This window comes from Microbacterium sp. ZW T5_45 (assembly GCF_044987415.1).
Classification (GTDB): Bacteria; Actinomycetota; Actinomycetes; order Actinomycetales; family Microbacteriaceae; genus Microbacterium.
The window spans coordinates 1-18,058 of the sequence record NZ_JBJDRJ010000054.1 but is presented as its reverse complement, the minus strand read 5'-3'; the positions used below and the strand labels follow the sequence as shown (position 1 = coordinate 18,058).

Sequence of the window (18,058 nt, the reverse complement as noted above, 5' to 3'; positions counted from 1 at the left end):
GAGCGCGACCCGCCCTGAGCGCGACCCGCCCTGAGGCGCGCTCTCAGTCCTGAGGCGCGTCGTCCTCGGACGTGCCGTCATCGGGCGAACCGACGCGGATCGATGCGGTGCCGTCCGCGAGGATCGTGATGGTGCCGTTCACCTGGAACGGCACGTCCTCCGAGACATCCTGCACACTGCCGTCGAACAGCGAGCGGATCTTCACCTCGACATGGGCGACGGCATCCGTCGTGGGGATCTGCCACTGGCCACCGTCGGGGGCGACCGTCACCGTCGGCTGCACAGCGATCGACCATTCGGGCAGCGACGCGATGCGGTTGCGCACCTCGAGCCCGAAGGGGCACGCGGTCGGTTGCAGCACCTCCTGCGTCGTGCACTGCGTGAGGAAGTCCTCGACGTTCTGCTGCACGACGCTCACGAACTCCTCGGTGGGGACCGTCTGCAGGTCGACCGGCGTCGTGGCCAGCGGAGCATCGGCGAGGACGGCGATGCCGGAGGATGCCGAGATCGCAGTGTCGACGGTGATCGAGTAGAGCCCCGGTGTGAACACCAGCATGGGCAGCGGGTCGAGAGGTGCGGCATCCGCCCCCGCCACCGAGATCTGCCGACGGTCGACCTCGAAGCCGTTGACGAGGAACTGGTCGGCACCGCGCAGGGTCAGGTCGATGACCGCGAGCGGGCTCGTCGCGAAGCGCCAGTTCGGGGCGACGCCGATCCAGCCGTCCTGCTCGACACGGAAGGTGCTCTTGCCGACATGGCCGCCGGCCTTGTACGACACGGTCACGGCCGTCTCGTCGCCGTCGACCGTCTCGGAGAGCACCTCGACATCGCTCAGTGACGACAGTGCGGCGCTGCGCAGCATGGCCTCGGAGGGCGATCCGGTGATGCCGGCACCCTCGAGCGTCGCACTGTCGATCGCCACGCCCGGCAGGCGCAGCGCATCGGCCGCTCGACCCTCCGACAGCAGATCCAGATAGCGGGTGACGAATGATGACGCCCCGTAGTACTGCCGGTAGAGAGTGGATGCTCCGGCGCCCAGCGCCGCGACGAGGACCAGCCCCACGACCGCGAGCAGCGCGAGATCCACGGCGAGACGGGATCGCCGCGGCGCCCTCGTCTCCGCCTGATGCATGCGGCCAGTCTAGAAGTGCGGCCTGAGACGACGGTGCACGGCGGATGCTGCCGCACCGGGGCACGTAGCATTGCACCGTGTCCTTCACCGAGTTGTCCGACGAGCAGAACGAGCTCTTCCGACTCATCGAGGACACCTCGGAGCACGTGTTCGTGACGGGCAGGGCGGGGACCGGCAAGTCGACGCTGCTGCAGTACTTCGCGTGGAACACCAAGAAGCAGATCGCGATCTGCGCGCCCACCGGGGTCGCGGCGCTCAACGTCGAGGGGCAGACGATCCACTCGCTGTTCCGGCTGCCGATCGGACTGATCGGCGACTCGGACATCGATCAGAACGACAACACCCGGCGCATCCTCAACGCGATCGAGACGCTCGTGATCGATGAGATCTCGATGGTGAGCGCAGACCTGATGGACGCGATCGACCGCTCCCTGCGGCAGGCCAGAGGCAAGCGCGGCATCCCGTTCGGCGGGGTGCAGGTCGTCATGTTCGGCGACCCGTACCAGCTCGCTCCGGTGCCGCCGCGCGGCGAAGAGCTGCGCTATGTGCAGGATCACTACCGCTCCTTCTGGTTCTTCGACGCGAAGGTGTGGGCGGGAGCGTCGGGCGGTGCCGCGCCGTCGGCATCCGAGGGCCTGTTCGAGGTGGACGCACGCGCGGAGCTGCACGTCCGGGAGCTCGTGCAGATCCACCGGCAGTCCGACGACGGGTTCAAGGCCATGCTGAACGCGGTGCGCTACGGACGGGTGACGGCCGAGATCGCCCAGGTGCTGAACACGCAGGGCGCTCGTCCGCAGCCCGAGCCCGAACCGGGTGAGGTGCCGATGATCACCCTCGCCACCCGCAACGACATCGTGAACGGCATCAACAGTCGACACCTCGCAGCCCTCCCCGGCAAGGAGCAGACCGCGCGGGCCGAGGTCAGCGGCGACTTCGGTCGAGGGGAGGCGGCCCTGCCAGCCGAGAGCGAACTGAAGCTCAAGATCGGCGCGCAGGTGATGTTCCTGCGCAACGACACGGCGGTGTCGGGAGAACCGCCCCGCTGGGTGAACGGCACGATCGGCACGGTGACCCGGATACTCGGCGAGAAGGTGCGGGTGGAGATCGACGGCGAGGAGGTCGACGTCGAGCCCGCCGTCTGGGAGAGGTTCCGTTACTCCTACGAACCGACGACGAAGAAGCTCACCCGCGACGTGGTCGCCGAGTTCACGCAGTTCCCGCTGCGGCTCGCCTGGGCCGTGACGATCCACAAGTCGCAGGGCAAGACCTACGACCGCGCCGTGATCGATCTGGGATCCGGGGCATTCGCCCCCGGGCAGACGTACGTGGCTCTGTCGCGGCTCACCTCCTTGGACGGGCTGTACCTGTCACGGCCGCTGCGCCCGCGCGACATCCGCGTCGACGAGGACGTCCGTCGGTTCATGCGGGAGGCATGGGAGGCGCGCTCGACACCGGAGCTGCCGAAGACGTAACGCCCTTCGCCGGTTCCTGAGCGAGGAGCGCAGCGACGAGCGCTGTGCTGAGCGAGCGCAGCGAGTTGAAGTGACGAAGGACGTATGTGACGGGAGGCCCTTCGTCTCGCTGCGCTCGCTCAGGGACCGGGAGGGGGCGCTGCGCTCGCGCAGGAACCCGGGGGACAGACTGCAGAGAGCAGAGACCGCGAGGTCAGGCGGCGGCGCGAGCCCGGTCGAGGTCCTCGAACAGCTCTGTGTTGAAGCGGTAGGCGAGGAGCACCTCGTCGATCACGCGCTCCTGCTCGGCGGCATCCCACGGAGCGGCGTCGAGCTGCTCGCGGTAGACGTCCTTGAACGCGGCGGGGTCGGCGATGTCGTCGAAGAGGTAGAAGCCGATGCCGTTGGTCTCGAAGCCGAAGCGGCGGGCCATCACACGGCCGATGAAGATGCCGCCCGAGAGGTCGCCGAGGTAGCGCGTGTAGTGGTGGGCGACGAAGCCGCCCGCCCACGTCGCGCCGACCTGGGTGATCCGCTCGACGTAGCGCTGCGTGGTCGGCAGCGCCGTGATCTGCTCGCGCCAGTCGGCGCCGATGAGGAACTCGAGGTCGGCCTCGAGTGCGGGAAGCCGGGTGAGCTTGTCGCTGAGGAACACCGAGGCGACCGGGTCCTTGCGCATGCGCTCGCCGGCGCTCTCGAGCGCCTCGTAGATGAAGTAGTGCTGGGCGACGAGGGCGATGTAGTCCTCGCGGGACCCCTCGCCCTTCAGCAGGTCGGACATGAAGCCGGCGTGCTCGCTGCGCGAGTGCGAGCCGGAGGAACGCTCGCGGAGCGCGGCGGAGAAGGAGAGGATCTCAGACATGCCACCAGTGTAAGGCTTGCCTATCCTCAGCGCCATGCGCGGTTCTCCGTGCGACGCGTGCGCCGTGCTACGCGTGTGGCCGGGGCTCGATGCCCAGACGCTCGCACGCCAGGTCGTACAGCGCGACGACCTCGCGGCGCACCGCCGGACGCTCCGAGATCGGCCCGCCCGGCCAGGGCACCCGCACCTCGGATGCCGCACCGTCGAGCGTGTACGTCCAATCGCCGCCGTCGCCGTCGAAGCCGGTCATGACGGCATCCGCGACCTCTCCCTCGCCGTCGGTCGCGAACGCGCGGACGATTAGCAGGTTGTCGTCGGTGTGGTCGTCATTCATGTGGTGCAGGATGGCGGCGATGATGTCGGGATCGAACGAATGGGTCACAAAGGACACCCTAAGCCGTCGCCGGATGCGTCTTCCCAGCATCCGCGTTCTAGACTCGGGAGACACGACTTCCGGGGGTCTTCCTACATGCAGCTTCTCTCCTCGCGCCGGGTGCGCGCAGCAGCGGCGGGCTTCGCCGCGCTCGCACTGTTCCTGACGGGCTGTACCTCCGAGGAGACGTTCAGTTACACGCCGCCCGCCCAGGTCGAGGGCGCGCTGCCCGACGAGACCGTGGCCGCGATGCAGGATGCCGTCGCGAACGCGCTCGCCGCATCCGGAGCGGCCGGAGCGATCGTGGGAGTGTGGGTGCCGTGGAGCGGGTCGTGGGTGACCACGGTCGGCACGCAGGAGCCGGGCGGCGCAGAGCTCAGCACCGACATGGCCTTCCGCATCGGCGATGAGACCCGCCTCATGACGTGCGATGTGCTCTACGCCCTCGTCGACGAGGGAACCGTCGAGCTCGACGCGCCCGTCGACGAGTACGTGTCCGGAGTCTCGGGCATGGACGGCATCACCCTGCTCGACCTCTGCAACGGTACGAGCGGTCTCGGCTCCTCGGAGGAGACCGTGAAGGGAGCCTGGCTGAACACCCCCGAGCGGGTGTGGGCTCCGCTGGAGCTCGCGTCGTACGGCCTCGGCCAGGCGCGCACGGCGCCGCACGTCACCTACCGCGGCTCGGACACCGAGTACCTGCTGCTGGGCCTCGCACTCGAGCGGGTCTCCGGTCTCAGCGCCGCCGAACTCATCCAGAAATACGTCGCCGACCCCCTCGACCTCACCGGCACCTCGCTGCCGTCGCCCGCGGCCGCGAAGCCATCGACCGGGGCCGTGCTGAACGGGCACCACCTCAGCCAGGTCGAGGGCGGCTACGTGTGCGAGGCGCCCAACGACATCACCACGCTCTCGTCGAGCACCGGCTTCACCGACTCCGGCGCCGTCTCGACCATCGAGGACCTCGGACGCTACGCGCAGGCCGAGGCCTCGCAGGCGCTGCGCAAGGAGGGCGCCGAGCCCGCGCGTTACGGCGCGCCCCTCCCCGCGTACGACGGAGCCCCCTCGTGGCTGCAGGCGACCGGCGGCGGCCTGCTCGTCGGCTCGATGATCGGGCAGCAGGGCTGGACCCCCGGCTATGCGACGGCGGCCTACTCCGACCCGACCACCGGGTTCACCGTGGCTGTCGTGTTGAACGACTCGACCGCGGGGTCGACCTTCGTGTCGTACCTCTCCTGGGAGCTCGCCGCGATCGCGTCGAAGGCGCCGGCGGCATCCGGGCAGACGGCCCCCGAGTTCGGGCTGCCGTTCACCGCGGAGCAGTACCATCAGGCGATCGTCGACGCGGCGATCCCCTGCGTCGCACCGCCCGCCGGCTGAGCGCTCGCACGGCGACCAGCGCGAGCACGAGCACCGGGAGTCCCTGATGACGATCATCGACAACGGGATCTACGTCGACGGGGTGCGCACCGAGAACCCCTCGAGCCTGAGCGAGACGTTCGAGCGGATGCGCGAGCGCGGCGGCATGGGCTGGATCGGCCTCTACCGCCCGAGCGAGGCCGAGGTCCGCGAGGTCGCAGACGAGTTCGGCATCCACGCCCTCGTCGTCGAGGACACGCTCACCGGCCACCAGCGGTCGAAGCTCGAACGCTACGGTGACATCCTCTTCATGGTGCTGCGCCCCGCCCGCTACCTCGATGACGTCGAAGAGGTCGAGTTCGGTGAGGTGCACGTGATCGTGGGCCCTGACTTCGTGGTGACCATCCGACATGCGGAGGCGCCCGACCTCGCTCGGGTCCGCCGACGGCTCGAAGGCGACCGGCCGCTGCTCACACACGGCCCGGAAGCCGTGCTGTATGCGGTGATCGACGAGGTCGTCGACGAGTACGGCCCCGTGCTCGCGGGACTCGAGAACGACATCGACGAGATCGAGAGCCAGCTCTTCGTCGAGGACTCCGACGCCACGCAGCGCATCTACGCGCTCAGCCGCGAGGTCATCGACTTCCAGCGTGCGACGCAGCCGCTGGTCGGGATGCTGGACGGACTGCTGCGCGGATCCGAGAAGTACCGCGTCGACGAGGAGCTGCAGCGTTACCTGCGCGACGTGTACGACCACGTCGTGCAGATCAGCGAGCGGGCGAACACCTTCCGCGCCCTCCTCGACAACGCCCTCACCGTGGAATCCACGATCGTGGCGCGTCGGCAGAACGAGGAGATGCAGCGGATGACGGAGTTCAGCATCCGCCAGAACGACGAGGTGAAGAAGATCTCCGGCTGGGCCGCGATCCTCTTCGCCCCGACGCTCGTCGGCGGCGTCTACGGCATGAACTTCCGCAACATGCCCGAGTTGGACTGGGTGTGGGGGTATCCCATGGCGCTCGGCCTCATGGTGACGATCGGCGGAGCGCTCTACTTCGCGTTCAAGCGCAACGGCTGGATGTAGCGGCGCTCATCCTGCGTCGTCAGAGCCGGCGGCGCCGTCGACGGAGCCATCCGCGCCCGGCGCTCCCGGCCCCGGGCCGGGCCGCACCGCAGCATCCGGCGCGATGTCGATGCGCGTCACACCGTCGTGCTCGGTGACCTCGATGCGCGGGGCGGCATCCTGCTCCGTGGCCTCCGGCGCGGTCGTGAGTTGATCGTGACGCTTCTCCTCGCGGGTCATCCCGGTGCTGTCCGTGACAGCGTCCGTCGTGTCATCGTTCGGCATGGTCTCATCGTTCGGCATGGTCTCATCGTTCGGCATGGTCGGCTTCCTTCTGTCGGGTGGTGATGGTCTTCCGGCTGCGGGCACGGCTCCACCTCGCCAGCAGGTGGAGCAGCACGCCCAGCGCGAGCAGCGCCGCCCCGTACAGCCAGACGATCGGACGCTGCTGTGTGAGCAGCAGGATGCACGAGGCGATGCCGAGAACCGGGATCGGCGTCCAGATGCGGAAGTGGTCGTGCTCGACGCGGTCTCGCCGCAGCACCAGCACCGACACGTTGGCGCTCAGGAAGACGAAGAGCAGCAGCAGGACGACCGTCTCGGCGAGCGTCGCCAGGTCGCCGATGAGCGTGAGGAGCATCGCGGCGAGGGTCGTCGTGATGATCGCGACCCAGGGGGTCTTCCTGCGCGGCAGTACGCGGCCGAGCGCGGCGGGGAGAAGCCTCTGCTCGGCCATGCCGAACGTGAGCCGACTCGCCATGATCATCGTCAGCAGTGCACCGTTCGCGACGGCGACGAGCGCGATGAGGCTGAAGAGCCATGACGGTACGCTCACGCCGCTCGCCTCGACGACATCGAGCAGGGGCCCGCTGGAGTTCTGGAGTTCGTCGGCGGGGAGGGCGATCGAGCTCGCGAGCCCGACGAGCAGATAGACGGCGCCGGCGGTGAACAGCGCGGCGAACAGGGCGCGCGGGTAGGTGCGACGCGGCTCCCGCACCTCTTCGATCATGTTCGCCGAGGTCTCGAAGCCCACGAAGGAGTAGTACGCGATCACGGCACCCGAGAGCACGGCGAGTGCGACCGGAGTGCCCTCGGGTGCCTGGGCCACCCGGGACACATCGCCGCCCCCGCCGCCGAGGAAGATCGCGACCACGGCGATGACGATCACGAGACCGCTCAGTTCGATCGCCGTCATGACGAGGTTGGCGCCCAGCGACTCGCGGATGCCGCGGGCGTTGAGCGCGGCGACGATCGCGAGGAAGACGATCGCTACCGGGATCGTCGGCAGGTCGAAGAATGTGCCGAGGTAGTCGCCGGCGAAGGCGATCGCGAGGCCGGCGGCGCTCGTGACGCCGGCCGCGAGCATGCAGAAGCCGATGAGGAACGACACCAGCGGGCTGCGGAACGCCCGCTCAGCGAAAACCGCAGCGCCTCCCGCCCGCGGATACTTCGTCACGAGCTCGGCGTACGAGCCTGCCGTGAGCAGTGCGAGCAGCAGGGCGAGGACCAGTGGCGCCCACAGCATCCCGCCGACCTTCTCGGACAGCACGCCCATGAGCGCATAGATGCCGGCGCCGAGGACATCGCCGAGGATGAACGCGAACAGCAGGGGGCCGGTGATCGCCCGCCGCAGTGCGGTCGACTCAGGGGCTGTCGGGACATCGGGTCGTGTCATGACCGCCACCGTAGGGTGCCGTGGTCCGGAGGCCGATGGGCTTGACAGCGCCGGGGCATACCGGCATCCGGGCGGCAATTCACCCGTTCAGGAATTCCACAGACTCGCCGCGCGTCGCCGCGTCGCGCTCGCCGGAGGCCGCTACTGTCAGGGTCGCCAAGGCAGGCCGGCGGCCAGAGTGCGTGGACGGTCGACAAGCCTGTTCCGTCCTTCCCCAGAAAGAGCTCTCCCATGACCGGAACGCCTCGCAAGGCACTCGCCGAAGGTCTCGCGACCTTCCTCTTCGTCCTCGCCATCATCGCCGCAGTGAACAGCGACAGCGTGCTGACGCCGCTCGCGATCGGCTTCACGCTCGCCGTGCTCGTCTTCTCGACCGGACACATCTCGGGCGCACACCTGAATCCCGCCGTCTCGGTCGGCGTCTTCCTCCGCGGCGGCCTCAGCGTCGTCGACCTCATCGCATACCTCGTCGCGCAGTTCGTCGGCGGTGCGCTCGCGGCGCTCGCGAGCCTCGCCGTGTGGCCGAAGGGCGGCGAGGCCAAGGTCATCGAGATCGGTCCCGCGTTCTTCGTCGAGACGCTGTTCACCCTGATCCTCGTGTGGGTCGTGCTCAACACCGCCACCGCGAAGGGCACCGAGGGCAACTCGTTCTACGGCCTCGCGATCGGCGGCACCGTCTTCGTCGGTGCGGCCACCGTCGGCTCGATCTCGGGCGGCGGGTTCAACCCGGCCGTCGCGCTCGGCCTCTCGGTCGGCGGCTACTTCGACTGGGCGTCGCTGTGGCTCTACATCGTCGCTCCGGTGCTCGGTGCGGTCATCGCGGCCGTGCTGTTCCGCCTGCTCAACACCGACGACGCCAAGAAGATCGGCGCCTGAGCGCGATCTCCGCTGACGGATGCCGCGTCCCCTCGGGGGCGCGGCATCCGTCGTCTGCATGACGCGATATCCGTCGCTGGGTGGATGAGACCTCGTGACGGGCGGCGTAGCGTCGAAGCATGTCCATCGTCGAGGAACTCCATCTCCTGCTCCTCCGCCCGGACGGCCGCATCGAGAGCGCGGCCGGTGCGTATCGGGTGTTCGGCGAGATCGCCGCGGTGATCGTCGACCTCGCGCTGCACGACCGTGTCGAGGTGGTCGACGGGAAGCATCCGACCGTCCGCGTGACGTCGCCGGAGCCCACGGGCGATGCCGTGCTCGACGTCGCCCTCGCCCGGCTCGTGCCGCTGAGCGGCCGACGCCTGGACGAGCTGTTGCTGCGGTGGAAGCTCGATCCGCTCGAGGACCTCGTCGCCTCGCTCGTCGACAAGGGCGTCCTCGTCCGCGGCGAGCGGGGCCTGTTCGGCTGGCGTGGCGGACGCACGCCCGAGGCGGATGCCGCGCCGGAGCGGACGCTGCGCGCACGGCTGGCCGAGGTCATCGCGGGTTCGGCGGCGCCGACCGCCGCGGATCTGACACTGCTCACGATCCTGCAGGGGCTCGGCGTCGCTCATCCGATCCTGCGCGAGGAAGCGGGCGGGCTCTCGTCGAAGGAGCTGGAGAAGCGGATCGACGAGCTCGCCGTGACGACGTCGGTGGCGGACGACGCAGGTGACGCGGTCGCGATCGCCGTGGCCACCGCCGCATCCGCGATGGTGGCGGCGTCGATGTCGGCGGTGGTGATCGCCGCGGTCGTGACCTGAGTCGCAGTCTGGGCTTCGCTGCGGCGCTCGGGCGCTCTACGTGCGCGGGATGCGGCCTCTGCGCGGCAGCGAGCCGGCGGCGAGCACGCCGAGCGCGACGGCGAGGAGTCCGTAGGCGACGGCATCCGATGCGGTGAGGCGCTCGCCCAGCAGCAGGGACGCCACGAACATCAGCACCGGTTCGACGTAGGTCAGCAGGCCGAACACGGGCATCGACAGCAGGTGCGAGGCGGCGAGGTAGGCGGTCATCGCGGCGGCGCCGCCGAGTCCGATGAGCAGCACCAGCGACTGCTCGCCGATCGTGTCGGCCCCGCGACTCACCAGGATCAGAGGCACCGCGACGATGCAGAGCAGGGCGATCTCGCCGCCGAAGGCCGACTGCGTGGCCAGACCGAATCGCGTGCGCAGTGCGAAGTAGACCGTGTATCCGACGCAGACGAGCACGGTCACCCATGACAGGGATGCGGTGAACACGAGCTTCACGATCACGGCGACGGCCGCGATCGCCACGGCCGTCCACTGCGTGCGAGTCACCCGGTCGTGGAACAGGAATCGGCCCGAGAGCACGAGCATGAGGGGCAGCAGCAGGTAGCCGAGCGAGGTGTCGAGGCCGTGGCCGTGCATCGGAGCCCAGGCGAAGAGCCACATCTGCACGCCGACGAGCGCGCTCGTCCCCACGAGGACCAGCGGCATCCACGGCCTGCGGCGCAGCGCCGCCCAGAGGTCGGCGAGTGCGCGCCGGTTCGCCGGCCACAGCAGCGCGATCGCGAAACAGGCGGCGGTGACGAGCATCCGCCAGCCGAAGACCGCCTCGGCCGCGGCATCGACGGTGCCGGCGAGGAAGAACATCGCCCCGAACAGGATGCTCGCGAGCAGCGAGCTGATCAGGCCCCGAAGGGGGTGATGGGCGGTGGTGTGCACGGCTCAGGCGCCGATCGCGCGGAGCAGGGCGTCGTCGTCGGTGCCGCTGGACTCGACGATGCGACCGTTCACCACGCGGATCATCGCGAACTCGGCGATGTTCACGCGCCGCCTCGTGGGCGCGATGCCGTGGAACGGGCCGGTGTGCGTGCCGCTGCCGCGCAGGTGCGCGGCGATGCGGTCGTCCTCGACGATGAGCTGGATGCGCTTCCACTGGAAGTCCGGGAAGCCGTGCAGCAGGTCGGCGAGGTCGTCGATCCAGGCGTCGGCGCCGGCCGGCCGGTGCGCTCGGCGCACGTCCGGGGCCAGCAGCTCGCGCACGGCATCCGGATCGTGGCGATTCAGGGCGTCGAGGTACTCCTCGAACCAGCCGCGCAGCTCCCAGGACTCCATCCGTCGATCATCCCATCGGTGCGGCGGGCGGGCCGCGCAGGTCGTGCGACGATTCCCGGCCCGCTGCGACGAATCCCGGAAGGAGCGACGGATGCCGGAGGATAAGGCGCTTCCTGCGACGGCATCCGTCACCCGATCAGGGATCCGTCGCGAGACCCCCGCGGGGAATACGTCCAGGGAAGGCGGGCTTGACCTTCAGGTGACCCTCTTCGAACCGGCCGTATTCGGCGCGCTCTCCCTGTCCAACCGCGTCGTGATGGCGCCGCTGACCCGCACCCGTGCCGACGACGACGGCGTGCCCACCGACACGATGGTCGAGTACTATCGGCAGCGCGCGGGGCAGGGCCTGATCATCACCGAGGGCACGTGGCCCGCTGCCGAAGGAAAGTCGTATCCGGGGCAGCCCGGCATCGTGACCCCGGCCCAGATCGAGGGCTGGCGACGCATCGCGGATGCCGTGCACGCGGCCGGCGGCACGATCGTCATGCAGCTGATGCACGGCGGTCGCGTCGGGCATCCGGCGATCTCGGGGTCGGATCGGGTCGTCGGACCGAGCGCGCTCGCGGCGCCCGGTGAGACCCGCACACCTGAGGGCAAGGCGGCTCTGCCGGTCGCGCATGCACTGACCCTGGAAGAGATCCCCGCGGTCGTGGAGCAGTTCGCGCAGGCCGCGCGCAACGCGATCGCCGCCGGTCTCGACGGCGTCGAGGTGCATGGAGCGAACGGCTATCTCGTGCACCAGTTCCTGTCGCCGGCGTCGAACACCCGCGATGACGAGTACGGCGGCTCGCCGGAGAACCGCGCCCGCTTCGCGATCGAGGTCACTCGCGCGGTCGCCGCCGCGGTCGGGGCGGATCGCACCGGCATCCGCCTGTCTCCGCAGCACGGCATCCAGGGAGCGCTCGAGGACGACGTCGACGACGCCCTCGCGACGTACCTCGCCGTCGCCGACGGGCTCACCCCGCTCGGGCTCGCGTTCATCGATGTGCTGCACATCGACCCGGCGAGCGACCTCGTGCAGAGCATCCGCCGGGCTGCCGGGGCGCCGCTCATCGTGAACCGCGGCTTCGCGGGGTCGTCGACCCGCGAGGCGGCCGACGGGATCCTCGGCGGCGGATGGGCGGATGCCGTCGCCGCCGGCCGTCCGGTGATCGCGAACCCCGACCTCGTCGAGCGGTCGCGACGGGATGCCGAGCTCAACGAGCCGCGTCCCGAGCTGTTCTACGGCCGCACCGCCGAGGGGTACATCGACTATCCGGCGCTCGCCGAGGCCTGAGGCGGGGGCCGACGCTCGCGGTTCTGCTGACGCCCCTGTTGGGCTACGACGCCCCCGCTGATTCACGTAAATCAGCGGGGGCGTCGTAGCTCAGCGGGAGCGTGGGCAGGGGACGCTCGGGAGCGTCGCTCAGCGGGGGTGTGGCTGCGAGGGCCCGGGGCGCGAGGGAGCGGCGCTCAGCGCGTGACGGCGGTCGACTCGCCCTCGATCAGCACGCCGTCGACGCGGTGCAGGCCGGGCACGAACTCGCCGCCCTCGATCGCGTCGGCGAGGTACTCGGCCGCGCGGGCGCCGACCGTGCTCAGCAGCGGATCGATCGTCGTGAGAGTGCGGTCGTGCTGATCCATGAGGCCCGCGAGGTTGTCGAAGCCGACGATCGCGACGTCCTCGGGGATGCGCAGCCCTGCCTGCCGGAACACCTCGGATGCCGCGGTGGCGATCGTGTCGTTGCCGCAGAAGACCGCGTCGAACTCGAGCCCCGAGGCGAGCAGGTCCTCGGCGGCTCGGCGACCCCAGGACCGCGACCAGTCGCCGTGCAGGCCGGTGCCGCCCACGAGCTCGACCCCCGCCTCTGCGAGCGCGGCGGCGAGGCCCGCCGCACGCTCCCTGGCGGAGTGATCGTCGAGCGAGGCGCTGATGTGCGCGATCCGGCGCCGCCCCAGGGAGAGCAGGTGCCGACCGGCGAGCTCTCCCGCGAGCTCTCCGTTGTGCAGGAACGACACGTCGTCGGGGTCGTCGGAGACGCCGTAGGCGTATACGACCGGCACCGTGAAGCCCGCGGTGACCGAGCGCATCGCGGTGCCGCTGCCGTCGCCGACCACGAGCAGTCCGTCGACCTTTCGGGCGCGGAACTTGCGCACGGTCGCCGTGATCAGCGAGCGGTCGAGCCGCGAGTCCGAGACGAGCACCGACAGGTCGCGGGCGCCGAGCGTGGTGGTGGCGCCGGTGAGCACCGGCATCGTGAACGCACCCGGTGCGTTGAGCGTCAGGACGCCGATCGTCGCGCTGCGTCCCTGCGCGAGGAACTGGCCGAGGGCGTTGGGCTCGTAGTCGAGGCGCGCCGCGGCGTCGAGGATCCGCTCGCGGGTCGCGTCCGACGCCTTGCCGCCGCCGCGCAGCACCTTCGACGCGGTCGAGACGGACACCCCCGCGATGGCGGCCACATCCTTGAGGGAAATCGCTTTTCTTGACATCGCAGATCGATCATATCGAGCCGCCGCGATCCCGCTCATCCGCGCGGGCGGATCTCCCAGAGCATGCGCGATTCCTGCTCAGCGCCGGCGGCGATCCGCACGGATCCCGAGCCGAGCGTCGCCGTGCCGTAGGCATCGGATGCCGGTTCCACGCCGACCGCGTCGACCTGGCCCCACCACGGGAAGCCCGTGGATCCGCGACGCTCCTGCCAGAGGCACAGGCGGGGGAGGAGGTCGGCGTCCCAGAGCATCCGCAGATCGATCCCGCCCGAGCGGGAGCGCAGCGTCAACGCGCCGTCGGCTGCCGCATGGTCGGCGAACGCCGAGCCGGGAGCTGCGACCACGGGCAGCACGGATCCGTCGAGCTCGAGCTCGGCATCGTCGAACAGTGCGCCGTCGAGGGCCGGATGCTCCACCCACACGATCCGCTGCTCGTCCGAGCCCTCGTTGACGATGCGCGTCGTGACGCTGAGAGTCCCCGCGACGACGTGCAGCGTGCGCACGATGCGCAGCGGCGCCGTGCGCAGTCGCACCTCCGCCACCGCGGTCCCGGCATCGATGCGTCGCAGCCGCCAGGTACGCCATGCCGCCTCGCCGTGGAAGGGCTGCTCGACCGCCGCCTCCGGTGAGGGATCGCCGGCCGCCGGAGCGAGCAGGTGCCATCCTCCGGGGTAGCGACGGTGCCACTCGGCGTTGCTCGACGTCATGCGCCAGCCGTCGGCCGGTTCATCGGCCCACGGCGTGCGGGCGAGCAGCTCGCGCCCGTGCGCGACGATCGAGGCGATGCGGCCACCGTCCGCTGCGAGCACCGCGCGGATGCCGTCGGCCTCGACCGTCAGGTCCGCGAGGTCTCCGGCGATCGCATCACGGTCCTCGGCAGCAGGAATCGCGACGACCACGTCATCCGCGCTCATCGCCGCTCCCGCAGACGCACGACGAACAGAGCATCCCCCGGGAACTCGCTCTGCTCGAGGCGGAGACCGGGGTCGCCATCGACCTCGACCGGCGTCCAGACGGCCGCGTCGGGGCGGCGCTCGGCGAGGTCGTACAGGCGCACCTCGGCGACCTCCGTCGCGTCGACCCGCAGAGTGAGGGCGAAGGCCTCGGGTGCGTACACCGCGATCACCCCGTCGGCCCGACCGGCGACCGCGCCCGAGGGTTCGGCCACGAGCACTTCGCGGTCCTCGCGCAGATCGAGCAGTCCTTCCTGCTCGACGACCCGGCGCAGGTGCGCGACGTCGTCGGCGCCCGGAAAACCGAGGGCGACCGAGAACGGGAACGGCAGACCGTGCACCTCGCCCGCCGTGAACGCCGCGCCCCGACGATGCCAGCTCCACACGCCGTGCGCGCCGTAGCCGAGTCCGGCGGCGGCTCCCGACACGATGCCCGTCCAACTCGCCCGACGGACGTCGGCGCGAGAATGCCTGGCCCGCCCGGCGAAGCGTCCGAGCCCCTCGTAGCAGGGCTCGAGGTTGATGATCGGACGCTGCACGTCGTGCGCCGCGTAGAAGCGGACGAGGTCGCGCGGCAGGGTGTCCCAGTCCTGGTTGTGCCCCGGCTGCAGCCCGTGCAGGTCGACCAGCGGGCCGTTCGCGATCTCGGCGGACATGCGAGCCGTCGGAGTGCTGTGCCAGGTGATCAGGGCCTCGGGTGCCAGGCGTCGCAGTTCGGCGGCGGCGAGGGAGTACCGGGCGAGAGCCGTCTCGTCGTCGAGGTCGTCGTCGCCCGAGACGATCCAGATCGGGTCGAAGCGGGAGAAGCGCTCGACCGACGACCGCACATGAGCGAGGGTCTGCGCCTCGTCGAGCACGAGCTCGGGCGTGAGGCCGGCGCCCCAGGTGCCGGGGACGAAGTTGTTCCAGAGCAGCACGAGCATCGGGGTGAGTCCGAGAGCGGATGCTTCGGCCAGCCGCCGCTCGGCCCGCGGCCAGTAGTCCGCATCGCCGGCGTCGAGATCGAGCCGTCCGTCGCGCACGGCGTAGGGCGAGAGGCCGCCTTCGGATCGGTCGTGCTCGATCGGCAGCACGCTGATGAGCAGCCCGGTGAAGCCCTGACGGTGCCGCAGCGCGAGGTAGTCGGACCACTCCTCGTCGGTGGGCGCGCTGAACACGGCCCAGGTGGTGTCGGCGAGCAGGAAGGCGGGTGCGCCGTCGCGCAGGAGAGAGCGCCCGGAGGGGGCGAGGGACCACGTGGACATAGGAGTGCTTTCGGTGGAGAGGAGGGGGACGTGATGACGTGTCGGGGGGAGTTCGACGCGTCGGGCGGAGGAATGTCTTCGGATGCTCCGCCCCAGGGGGTGTTCTCCGCCAAAGAGCGCGACACCGAGAAGCGCGATTCAGGGCGCGATCAGCGCTCCGTCCGGAGCGCGGACGCCCGCGGCCCAGGCGTCGTGGCCCGAGAGCCCCGCGGGGAAGCGCGCGGCGGCGCGCTCGTCGATGTCGACACCCCACCCCGGCCGGTCGCTCGGAGTGAGCCAGCCGTTGTCGATGTCGATCATGCCGGGGAAGACCTCGTGGGCGGCCTCGTTGTAGACGTGCCCCTCCTGGATGCCGAAGGCGGGGCTCGAGACGTCGAGAGCCACGGCGGCGGCGACCGCGAACGGCGAGGCGTCACCGGGGGAGTGCCACGCCGTGCGAACGCCCTCGATGTCGGCGAGCACCGCCAGGCGACGGGCTGCGCTGAGGCCGCCCACGTCGGAGATGTGCGCGCGGATGTAGTCGACCGCGTGCGTGCGCACGAGGCGCGCGGCATCCGTGAACGAGGTCGCCAGCTCGCCGACGGCGAGCGGCACCGACGAGGCGGCCGCGACCTCGGGCAGGCGGTCCCAGTGCTCCGGCGCCAGCACGTCCTCGATGAAGAACGGGCGGTACGGCTCGAGGTCGCGCAGCAGGCCGATCGCCTGACGGGGCGACAGGCGGGAGTGCACGTCGTGGAGCAGCTCGATGTCGTCGCCGAGCAGCTCGCGCATCCGCGCGAACAGCTCGGGCGTGCGGCGCAGGTACTCCGAGACCCGCCAGCCCTGCGGATGCTTCGCCCACTCGTATCGACCGGCGAGCGCCGGGGCGCCGTAGTGCCCGACCCCCTGCTGCCCGGTCTGCACCCGGATGTGCCGCAGCCCCGCGGCGCGGAGCTCTTCGGCGTGCGCGGCCGTGGCCTCGGCATCCGCTCCTTCCGCGTGCAGGTACACGTCGGCCGCCGCGCGGACCCGGCCGCCGAGCAGCTCGTAGACCGGGGCGTTCGCACGCTTGCCGGCGATGTCCCACAGTGCCATGTCGATGCCCGAGAGCGCGTTGTTGCCCACCGGCCCCTCGCGCCAGTAGGCCGAGAAGCGGATGAGGCGGGTGAGGTCCTCGATGTCGCCGGGATAGCGGCCGATGAGCAGCGGACGCACGTGGTCGAGGTAGGCGACGACGGCCTGCCAGCGCTGCGTGAACGTCGCGCAGCCCAGGCCGTACAGGCCGTCATCGCTGGTGAGCACCCTCACGACGACGAGCGGAATGCCCTCGGGTGCCGTGACGATCGCCTGCACATCGGTGATGCGCACATCGTCGCGGGGCTGCCAGGGCTGGGCGAAGGTCGCTGGTGCGGCCTGGTCGGTCATCAGGGGGTCCTCACGGGGATCGGCGGATGGGTGGCGGTGCCGTCGTGGATCGACTCGGCGGGGCGGAAGCCCAGCACGGTCGCCGCGACGGTGGTGTCGATGAGGGTGCGGGTGCCCACGATCTCGCGCGCGACGGGGACCGACGGCGCGTAGTCGGCGAGCAGCACCGAGGTCGGCAGATCGATCAGGGTGTCCTCGGCGCTGAGACCGGCGACGACGACTCCGGTCACGGGCGCCTCGAGTGCTGCGCGCACGGCACGTGCGGCATCCGCCATCGTGAGGTACGCCCATCCCTCGCGCGACATCAGCCCCGGGTCGGCCGCGATCTCCTTCGCGGTCGCGTGCAGCACCTCGGGCCACTTCACGAGCGGAAAGCGCAGGGCGACGACGTCGATGCCGTAGCGGCGGTGCGCGTAGCGCGCGGTCTGCTCGTCGACGCCCTTCGAGAGCGAATAGGCGTCGCCGACGTCGGGCGTCGAGCGCTCGTCGAGGGGGAACGACGGCGGCATCGGGCCATGCGGATTGTTCGGATACCCGAGGGCGTTGATGCTGCTGGCGATGACCGCACGACGGATGCCGCGGGCGCCCGCTTGCTCGAGCACGTTGAACGTCGAGTCGGTGTTGATCCGGAACACCTCGTAGGGCGTGCCGAGCGACGGATGAGGGATCGCCGCGAAGTGCGCGACCGCGTCGGCGCCGTCGAGCGCCGCGGCGACGTCGTCGACCGAGGTCGTGTCGCCGACCAGCACGCGGTCGGCCGGGTGGTGGGAGCCGTACGACAGCGACAGCGCGGTGACCTCGTAGCCGTGGCGCAGCAGGTCGGCCGATGCGGCTCGACCGATCTCGCCGTCGGCTCCGGTGATGAGGACGCGGGTCATCGTTGCTCCACTTCGAGAAAACGTTTCCTCCGAGTGTAGCCGTGTAGCCGTGTAGCCGCGTGCCCGTGTCGTCCTGTCGCCGCGCAGTCGCGGCTGGGGCGCCGGCTGTGCCGGGGTGGAGCGTGGGCTCGGCAACGCGTTTGCTGTCCGTCTCCCGCCGTGGGCGGGTGGATGTCGGTGGGGACGGTGCAGCGGGTGGCAG

At 70.4% G+C, this 18,058-nt stretch carries 18 protein-coding genes; 6 read left to right on the top strand and 12 right to left on the bottom strand.

Annotated features, from left to right (window positions below; translation table 11 throughout):
* Positions 1–43: 43 nt before the first annotated feature.
* Positions 44–1,132 (bottom strand): hypothetical protein, encoded by a 1,089-nt coding sequence (locus ACI3KS_RS18280; RefSeq protein WP_404919967.1) that lies wholly within the window; start codon positions 1,130–1,132, stop codon positions 44–46.
* Positions 1,133–1,209: 77 nt separating this feature from the next.
* Between ACI3KS_RS18280 and ACI3KS_RS18275 the strand changes: the two genes are divergently transcribed.
* Entirely contained in the window at positions 1,210–2,604 is a 1,395-nt protein-coding gene (locus tag ACI3KS_RS18275) for an ATP-dependent RecD-like DNA helicase (protein WP_404919966.1), read from the top strand.
* Positions 2,605–2,797: 193 nt separating this feature from the next.
* Here ACI3KS_RS18275 and ACI3KS_RS18270 read toward each other — a convergent pair whose 3' ends face one another.
* On the bottom strand, positions 2,798–3,445 hold the full coding sequence (locus ACI3KS_RS18270; protein WP_404919965.1) for a heme oxygenase (biliverdin-producing): 648 nt from the start codon (positions 3,443–3,445) through the stop codon (positions 2,798–2,800).
* Positions 3,446–3,512: 67 nt separating this feature from the next.
* Positions 3,513–3,827 carry a DUF2470 domain-containing protein gene (locus ACI3KS_RS18265; RefSeq protein ID WP_404919964.1) on the bottom strand — a complete coding sequence of 105 codons (315 nt, stop codon included), beginning with the start codon at positions 3,825–3,827 and terminating at the stop codon, positions 3,513–3,515.
* Positions 3,828–3,914: 87 nt separating this feature from the next.
* On the opposite strand from ACI3KS_RS18265, the gene ACI3KS_RS18260 reads away from it, so the two are divergent.
* Together ACI3KS_RS18260 and ACI3KS_RS18255 are read left to right on the top strand one after the other, a co-directional pair.
* Positions 3,915–5,198 carry a serine hydrolase domain-containing protein gene (locus ACI3KS_RS18260; protein WP_404919963.1) on the top strand — a complete coding sequence of 428 codons (1,284 nt, stop codon included), beginning with the start codon at positions 3,915–3,917 and terminating at the stop codon, positions 5,196–5,198.
* A 46-nt stretch (positions 5,199–5,244) separates the two neighbouring features.
* A complete protein-coding gene (locus tag ACI3KS_RS18255; RefSeq protein ID WP_404919962.1) occupies positions 5,245–6,261 on the top strand; it encodes a magnesium and cobalt transport protein CorA in 1,017 nt (338 codons plus the stop codon).
* A 6-nt stretch (positions 6,262–6,267) separates the two neighbouring features.
* On the opposite strand, the gene ACI3KS_RS18250 is transcribed toward ACI3KS_RS18255, so the two are convergent.
* Both ACI3KS_RS18250 and ACI3KS_RS18245 read right to left on the bottom strand, forming a co-directional pair.
* Entirely contained in the window at positions 6,268–6,561 is a 294-nt protein-coding gene (locus ACI3KS_RS18250; RefSeq protein ID WP_404919961.1) for a hypothetical protein, read from the bottom strand.
* Positions 6,548–7,915, bottom strand: coding sequence for an APC family permease (locus tag ACI3KS_RS18245; RefSeq protein ID WP_404919960.1), 1,368 nt, complete (start codon positions 7,913–7,915; stop codon positions 6,548–6,550). Before ACI3KS_RS18245 ends, ACI3KS_RS18250 begins: the two co-directional genes overlap by 14 nt.
* A 231-nt stretch (positions 7,916–8,146) precedes the next feature.
* On the opposite strand from ACI3KS_RS18245, the gene ACI3KS_RS18240 reads away from it, so the two are divergent.
* A complete protein-coding gene (locus tag ACI3KS_RS18240) occupies positions 8,147–8,791 on the top strand; it encodes an MIP/aquaporin family protein (RefSeq protein ID WP_404919959.1) in 645 nt (214 codons plus the stop codon).
* A gap of 119 nt (positions 8,792–8,910) precedes the next feature.
* A complete protein-coding gene (locus ACI3KS_RS18235) occupies positions 8,911–9,594 on the top strand; it encodes a GPP34 family phosphoprotein (protein ID WP_404919958.1) in 684 nt (227 codons plus the stop codon).
* 36 nt (positions 9,595–9,630) lie between these two features.
* On the opposite strand, the gene rarD is transcribed toward ACI3KS_RS18235, so the two are convergent.
* On the bottom strand, positions 9,631–10,515 hold the full coding sequence (gene rarD, locus ACI3KS_RS18230) for an EamA family transporter RarD (RefSeq protein WP_404919957.1): 885 nt from the start codon (positions 10,513–10,515) through the stop codon (positions 9,631–9,633).
* Positions 10,516–10,518: 3 nt separating this feature from the next.
* Positions 10,519–10,908, bottom strand: coding sequence for an ester cyclase (locus ACI3KS_RS18225; protein WP_404919956.1), 390 nt, complete (start codon positions 10,906–10,908; stop codon positions 10,519–10,521).
* Between the two features lie 199 nt (positions 10,909–11,107).
* Here ACI3KS_RS18225 and ACI3KS_RS18220 point away from each other — a divergent pair, with 199 nt between their 5' ends.
* Positions 11,108–12,184 (top strand): alkene reductase, encoded by a 1,077-nt coding sequence (locus tag ACI3KS_RS18220; RefSeq protein WP_404919968.1) that lies wholly within the window; start codon positions 11,108–11,110, stop codon positions 12,182–12,184.
* A gap of 176 nt (positions 12,185–12,360) precedes the next feature.
* Here the strand turns inward: ACI3KS_RS18220 and ACI3KS_RS18215 are convergent, their stop codons facing one another.
* From ACI3KS_RS18215 to ACI3KS_RS18195, 5 genes are all read right to left on the bottom strand, one after another.
* On the bottom strand, positions 12,361–13,347 hold the full coding sequence (locus ACI3KS_RS18215) for a LacI family DNA-binding transcriptional regulator (RefSeq protein ID WP_404919955.1): 987 nt from the start codon (positions 13,345–13,347) through the stop codon (positions 12,361–12,363).
* Positions 13,348–13,412: 65 nt separating this feature from the next.
* Complete coding sequence (locus ACI3KS_RS18210) at positions 13,413–14,291, bottom strand: hypothetical protein (RefSeq protein ID WP_404919954.1); 879 nt, start codon at positions 14,289–14,291, stop codon at positions 13,413–13,415.
* Positions 14,288–15,574, bottom strand: a complete 1,287-nt coding sequence (locus ACI3KS_RS18205; protein WP_404919953.1) for a DUF4038 domain-containing protein — start codon at positions 15,572–15,574, stop codon at positions 14,288–14,290. Before ACI3KS_RS18205 ends, ACI3KS_RS18210 begins: the two co-directional genes overlap by 4 nt.
* A 138-nt stretch (positions 15,575–15,712) precedes the next feature.
* Complete coding sequence (locus tag ACI3KS_RS18200) at positions 15,713–16,978, bottom strand: enolase C-terminal domain-like protein (RefSeq protein WP_404919952.1); 1,266 nt, start codon at positions 16,976–16,978, stop codon at positions 15,713–15,715.
* Positions 16,978–17,856, bottom strand: coding sequence for an NAD-dependent epimerase/dehydratase family protein (locus tag ACI3KS_RS18195; protein WP_404919951.1), 879 nt, complete (start codon positions 17,854–17,856; stop codon positions 16,978–16,980). The genes ACI3KS_RS18200 and ACI3KS_RS18195 overlap by 1 nt, the downstream gene beginning before the upstream one ends.
* Positions 17,857–18,058 lie beyond the last annotated feature (202 nt).

Bases quoted from the DNA above. Each gene is read 5' to 3' on its own strand.
- ACI3KS_RS18280 (WP_404919967.1), bottom strand. From the start codon at position 1,132: ATGCATCAGGCGGAGACGAGGGCGCCGCGGCGATCCCGTCTCGCCGTG.
- ACI3KS_RS18270 (WP_404919965.1), bottom strand. From the start codon at position 3,445: ATGTCTGAGATCCTCTCCTTCTCCGCCGCGCTCCGCGAGCGTTCCTCC.
- ACI3KS_RS18260 (WP_404919963.1), top strand. From the start codon at position 3,915: ATGCAGCTTCTCTCCTCGCGCCGGGTGCGCGCAGCAGCGGCGGGCTTC.
- ACI3KS_RS18255 (WP_404919962.1), top strand. From the start codon at position 5,245: ATGACGATCATCGACAACGGGATCTACGTCGACGGGGTGCGCACCGAG.
- ACI3KS_RS18250 (WP_404919961.1), bottom strand. From the start codon at position 6,561: ATGCCGAACGATGAGACCATGCCGAACGATGAGACCATGCCGAACGAT.
- ACI3KS_RS18245 (WP_404919960.1), bottom strand. From the start codon at position 7,915: ATGACACGACCCGATGTCCCGACAGCCCCTGAGTCGACCGCACTGCGG.
- ACI3KS_RS18240 (WP_404919959.1), top strand. From the start codon at position 8,147: ATGACCGGAACGCCTCGCAAGGCACTCGCCGAAGGTCTCGCGACCTTC.
- ACI3KS_RS18235 (WP_404919958.1), top strand. From the start codon at position 8,911: ATGTCCATCGTCGAGGAACTCCATCTCCTGCTCCTCCGCCCGGACGGC.
- ACI3KS_RS18225 (WP_404919956.1), bottom strand. From the start codon at position 10,908: ATGGAGTCCTGGGAGCTGCGCGGCTGGTTCGAGGAGTACCTCGACGCC.
- ACI3KS_RS18210 (WP_404919954.1), bottom strand. From the start codon at position 14,291: ATGAGCGCGGATGACGTGGTCGTCGCGATTCCTGCTGCCGAGGACCGT.
- ACI3KS_RS18205 (WP_404919953.1), bottom strand. From the start codon at position 15,574: ATGTCCACGTGGTCCCTCGCCCCCTCCGGGCGCTCTCTCCTGCGCGAC.
- ACI3KS_RS18200 (WP_404919952.1), bottom strand. From the start codon at position 16,978: ATGACCGACCAGGCCGCACCAGCGACCTTCGCCCAGCCCTGGCAGCCC.
- ACI3KS_RS18195 (WP_404919951.1), bottom strand. From the start codon at position 17,856: ATGACCCGCGTCCTCATCACCGGAGCCGACGGCGAGATCGGTCGAGCC.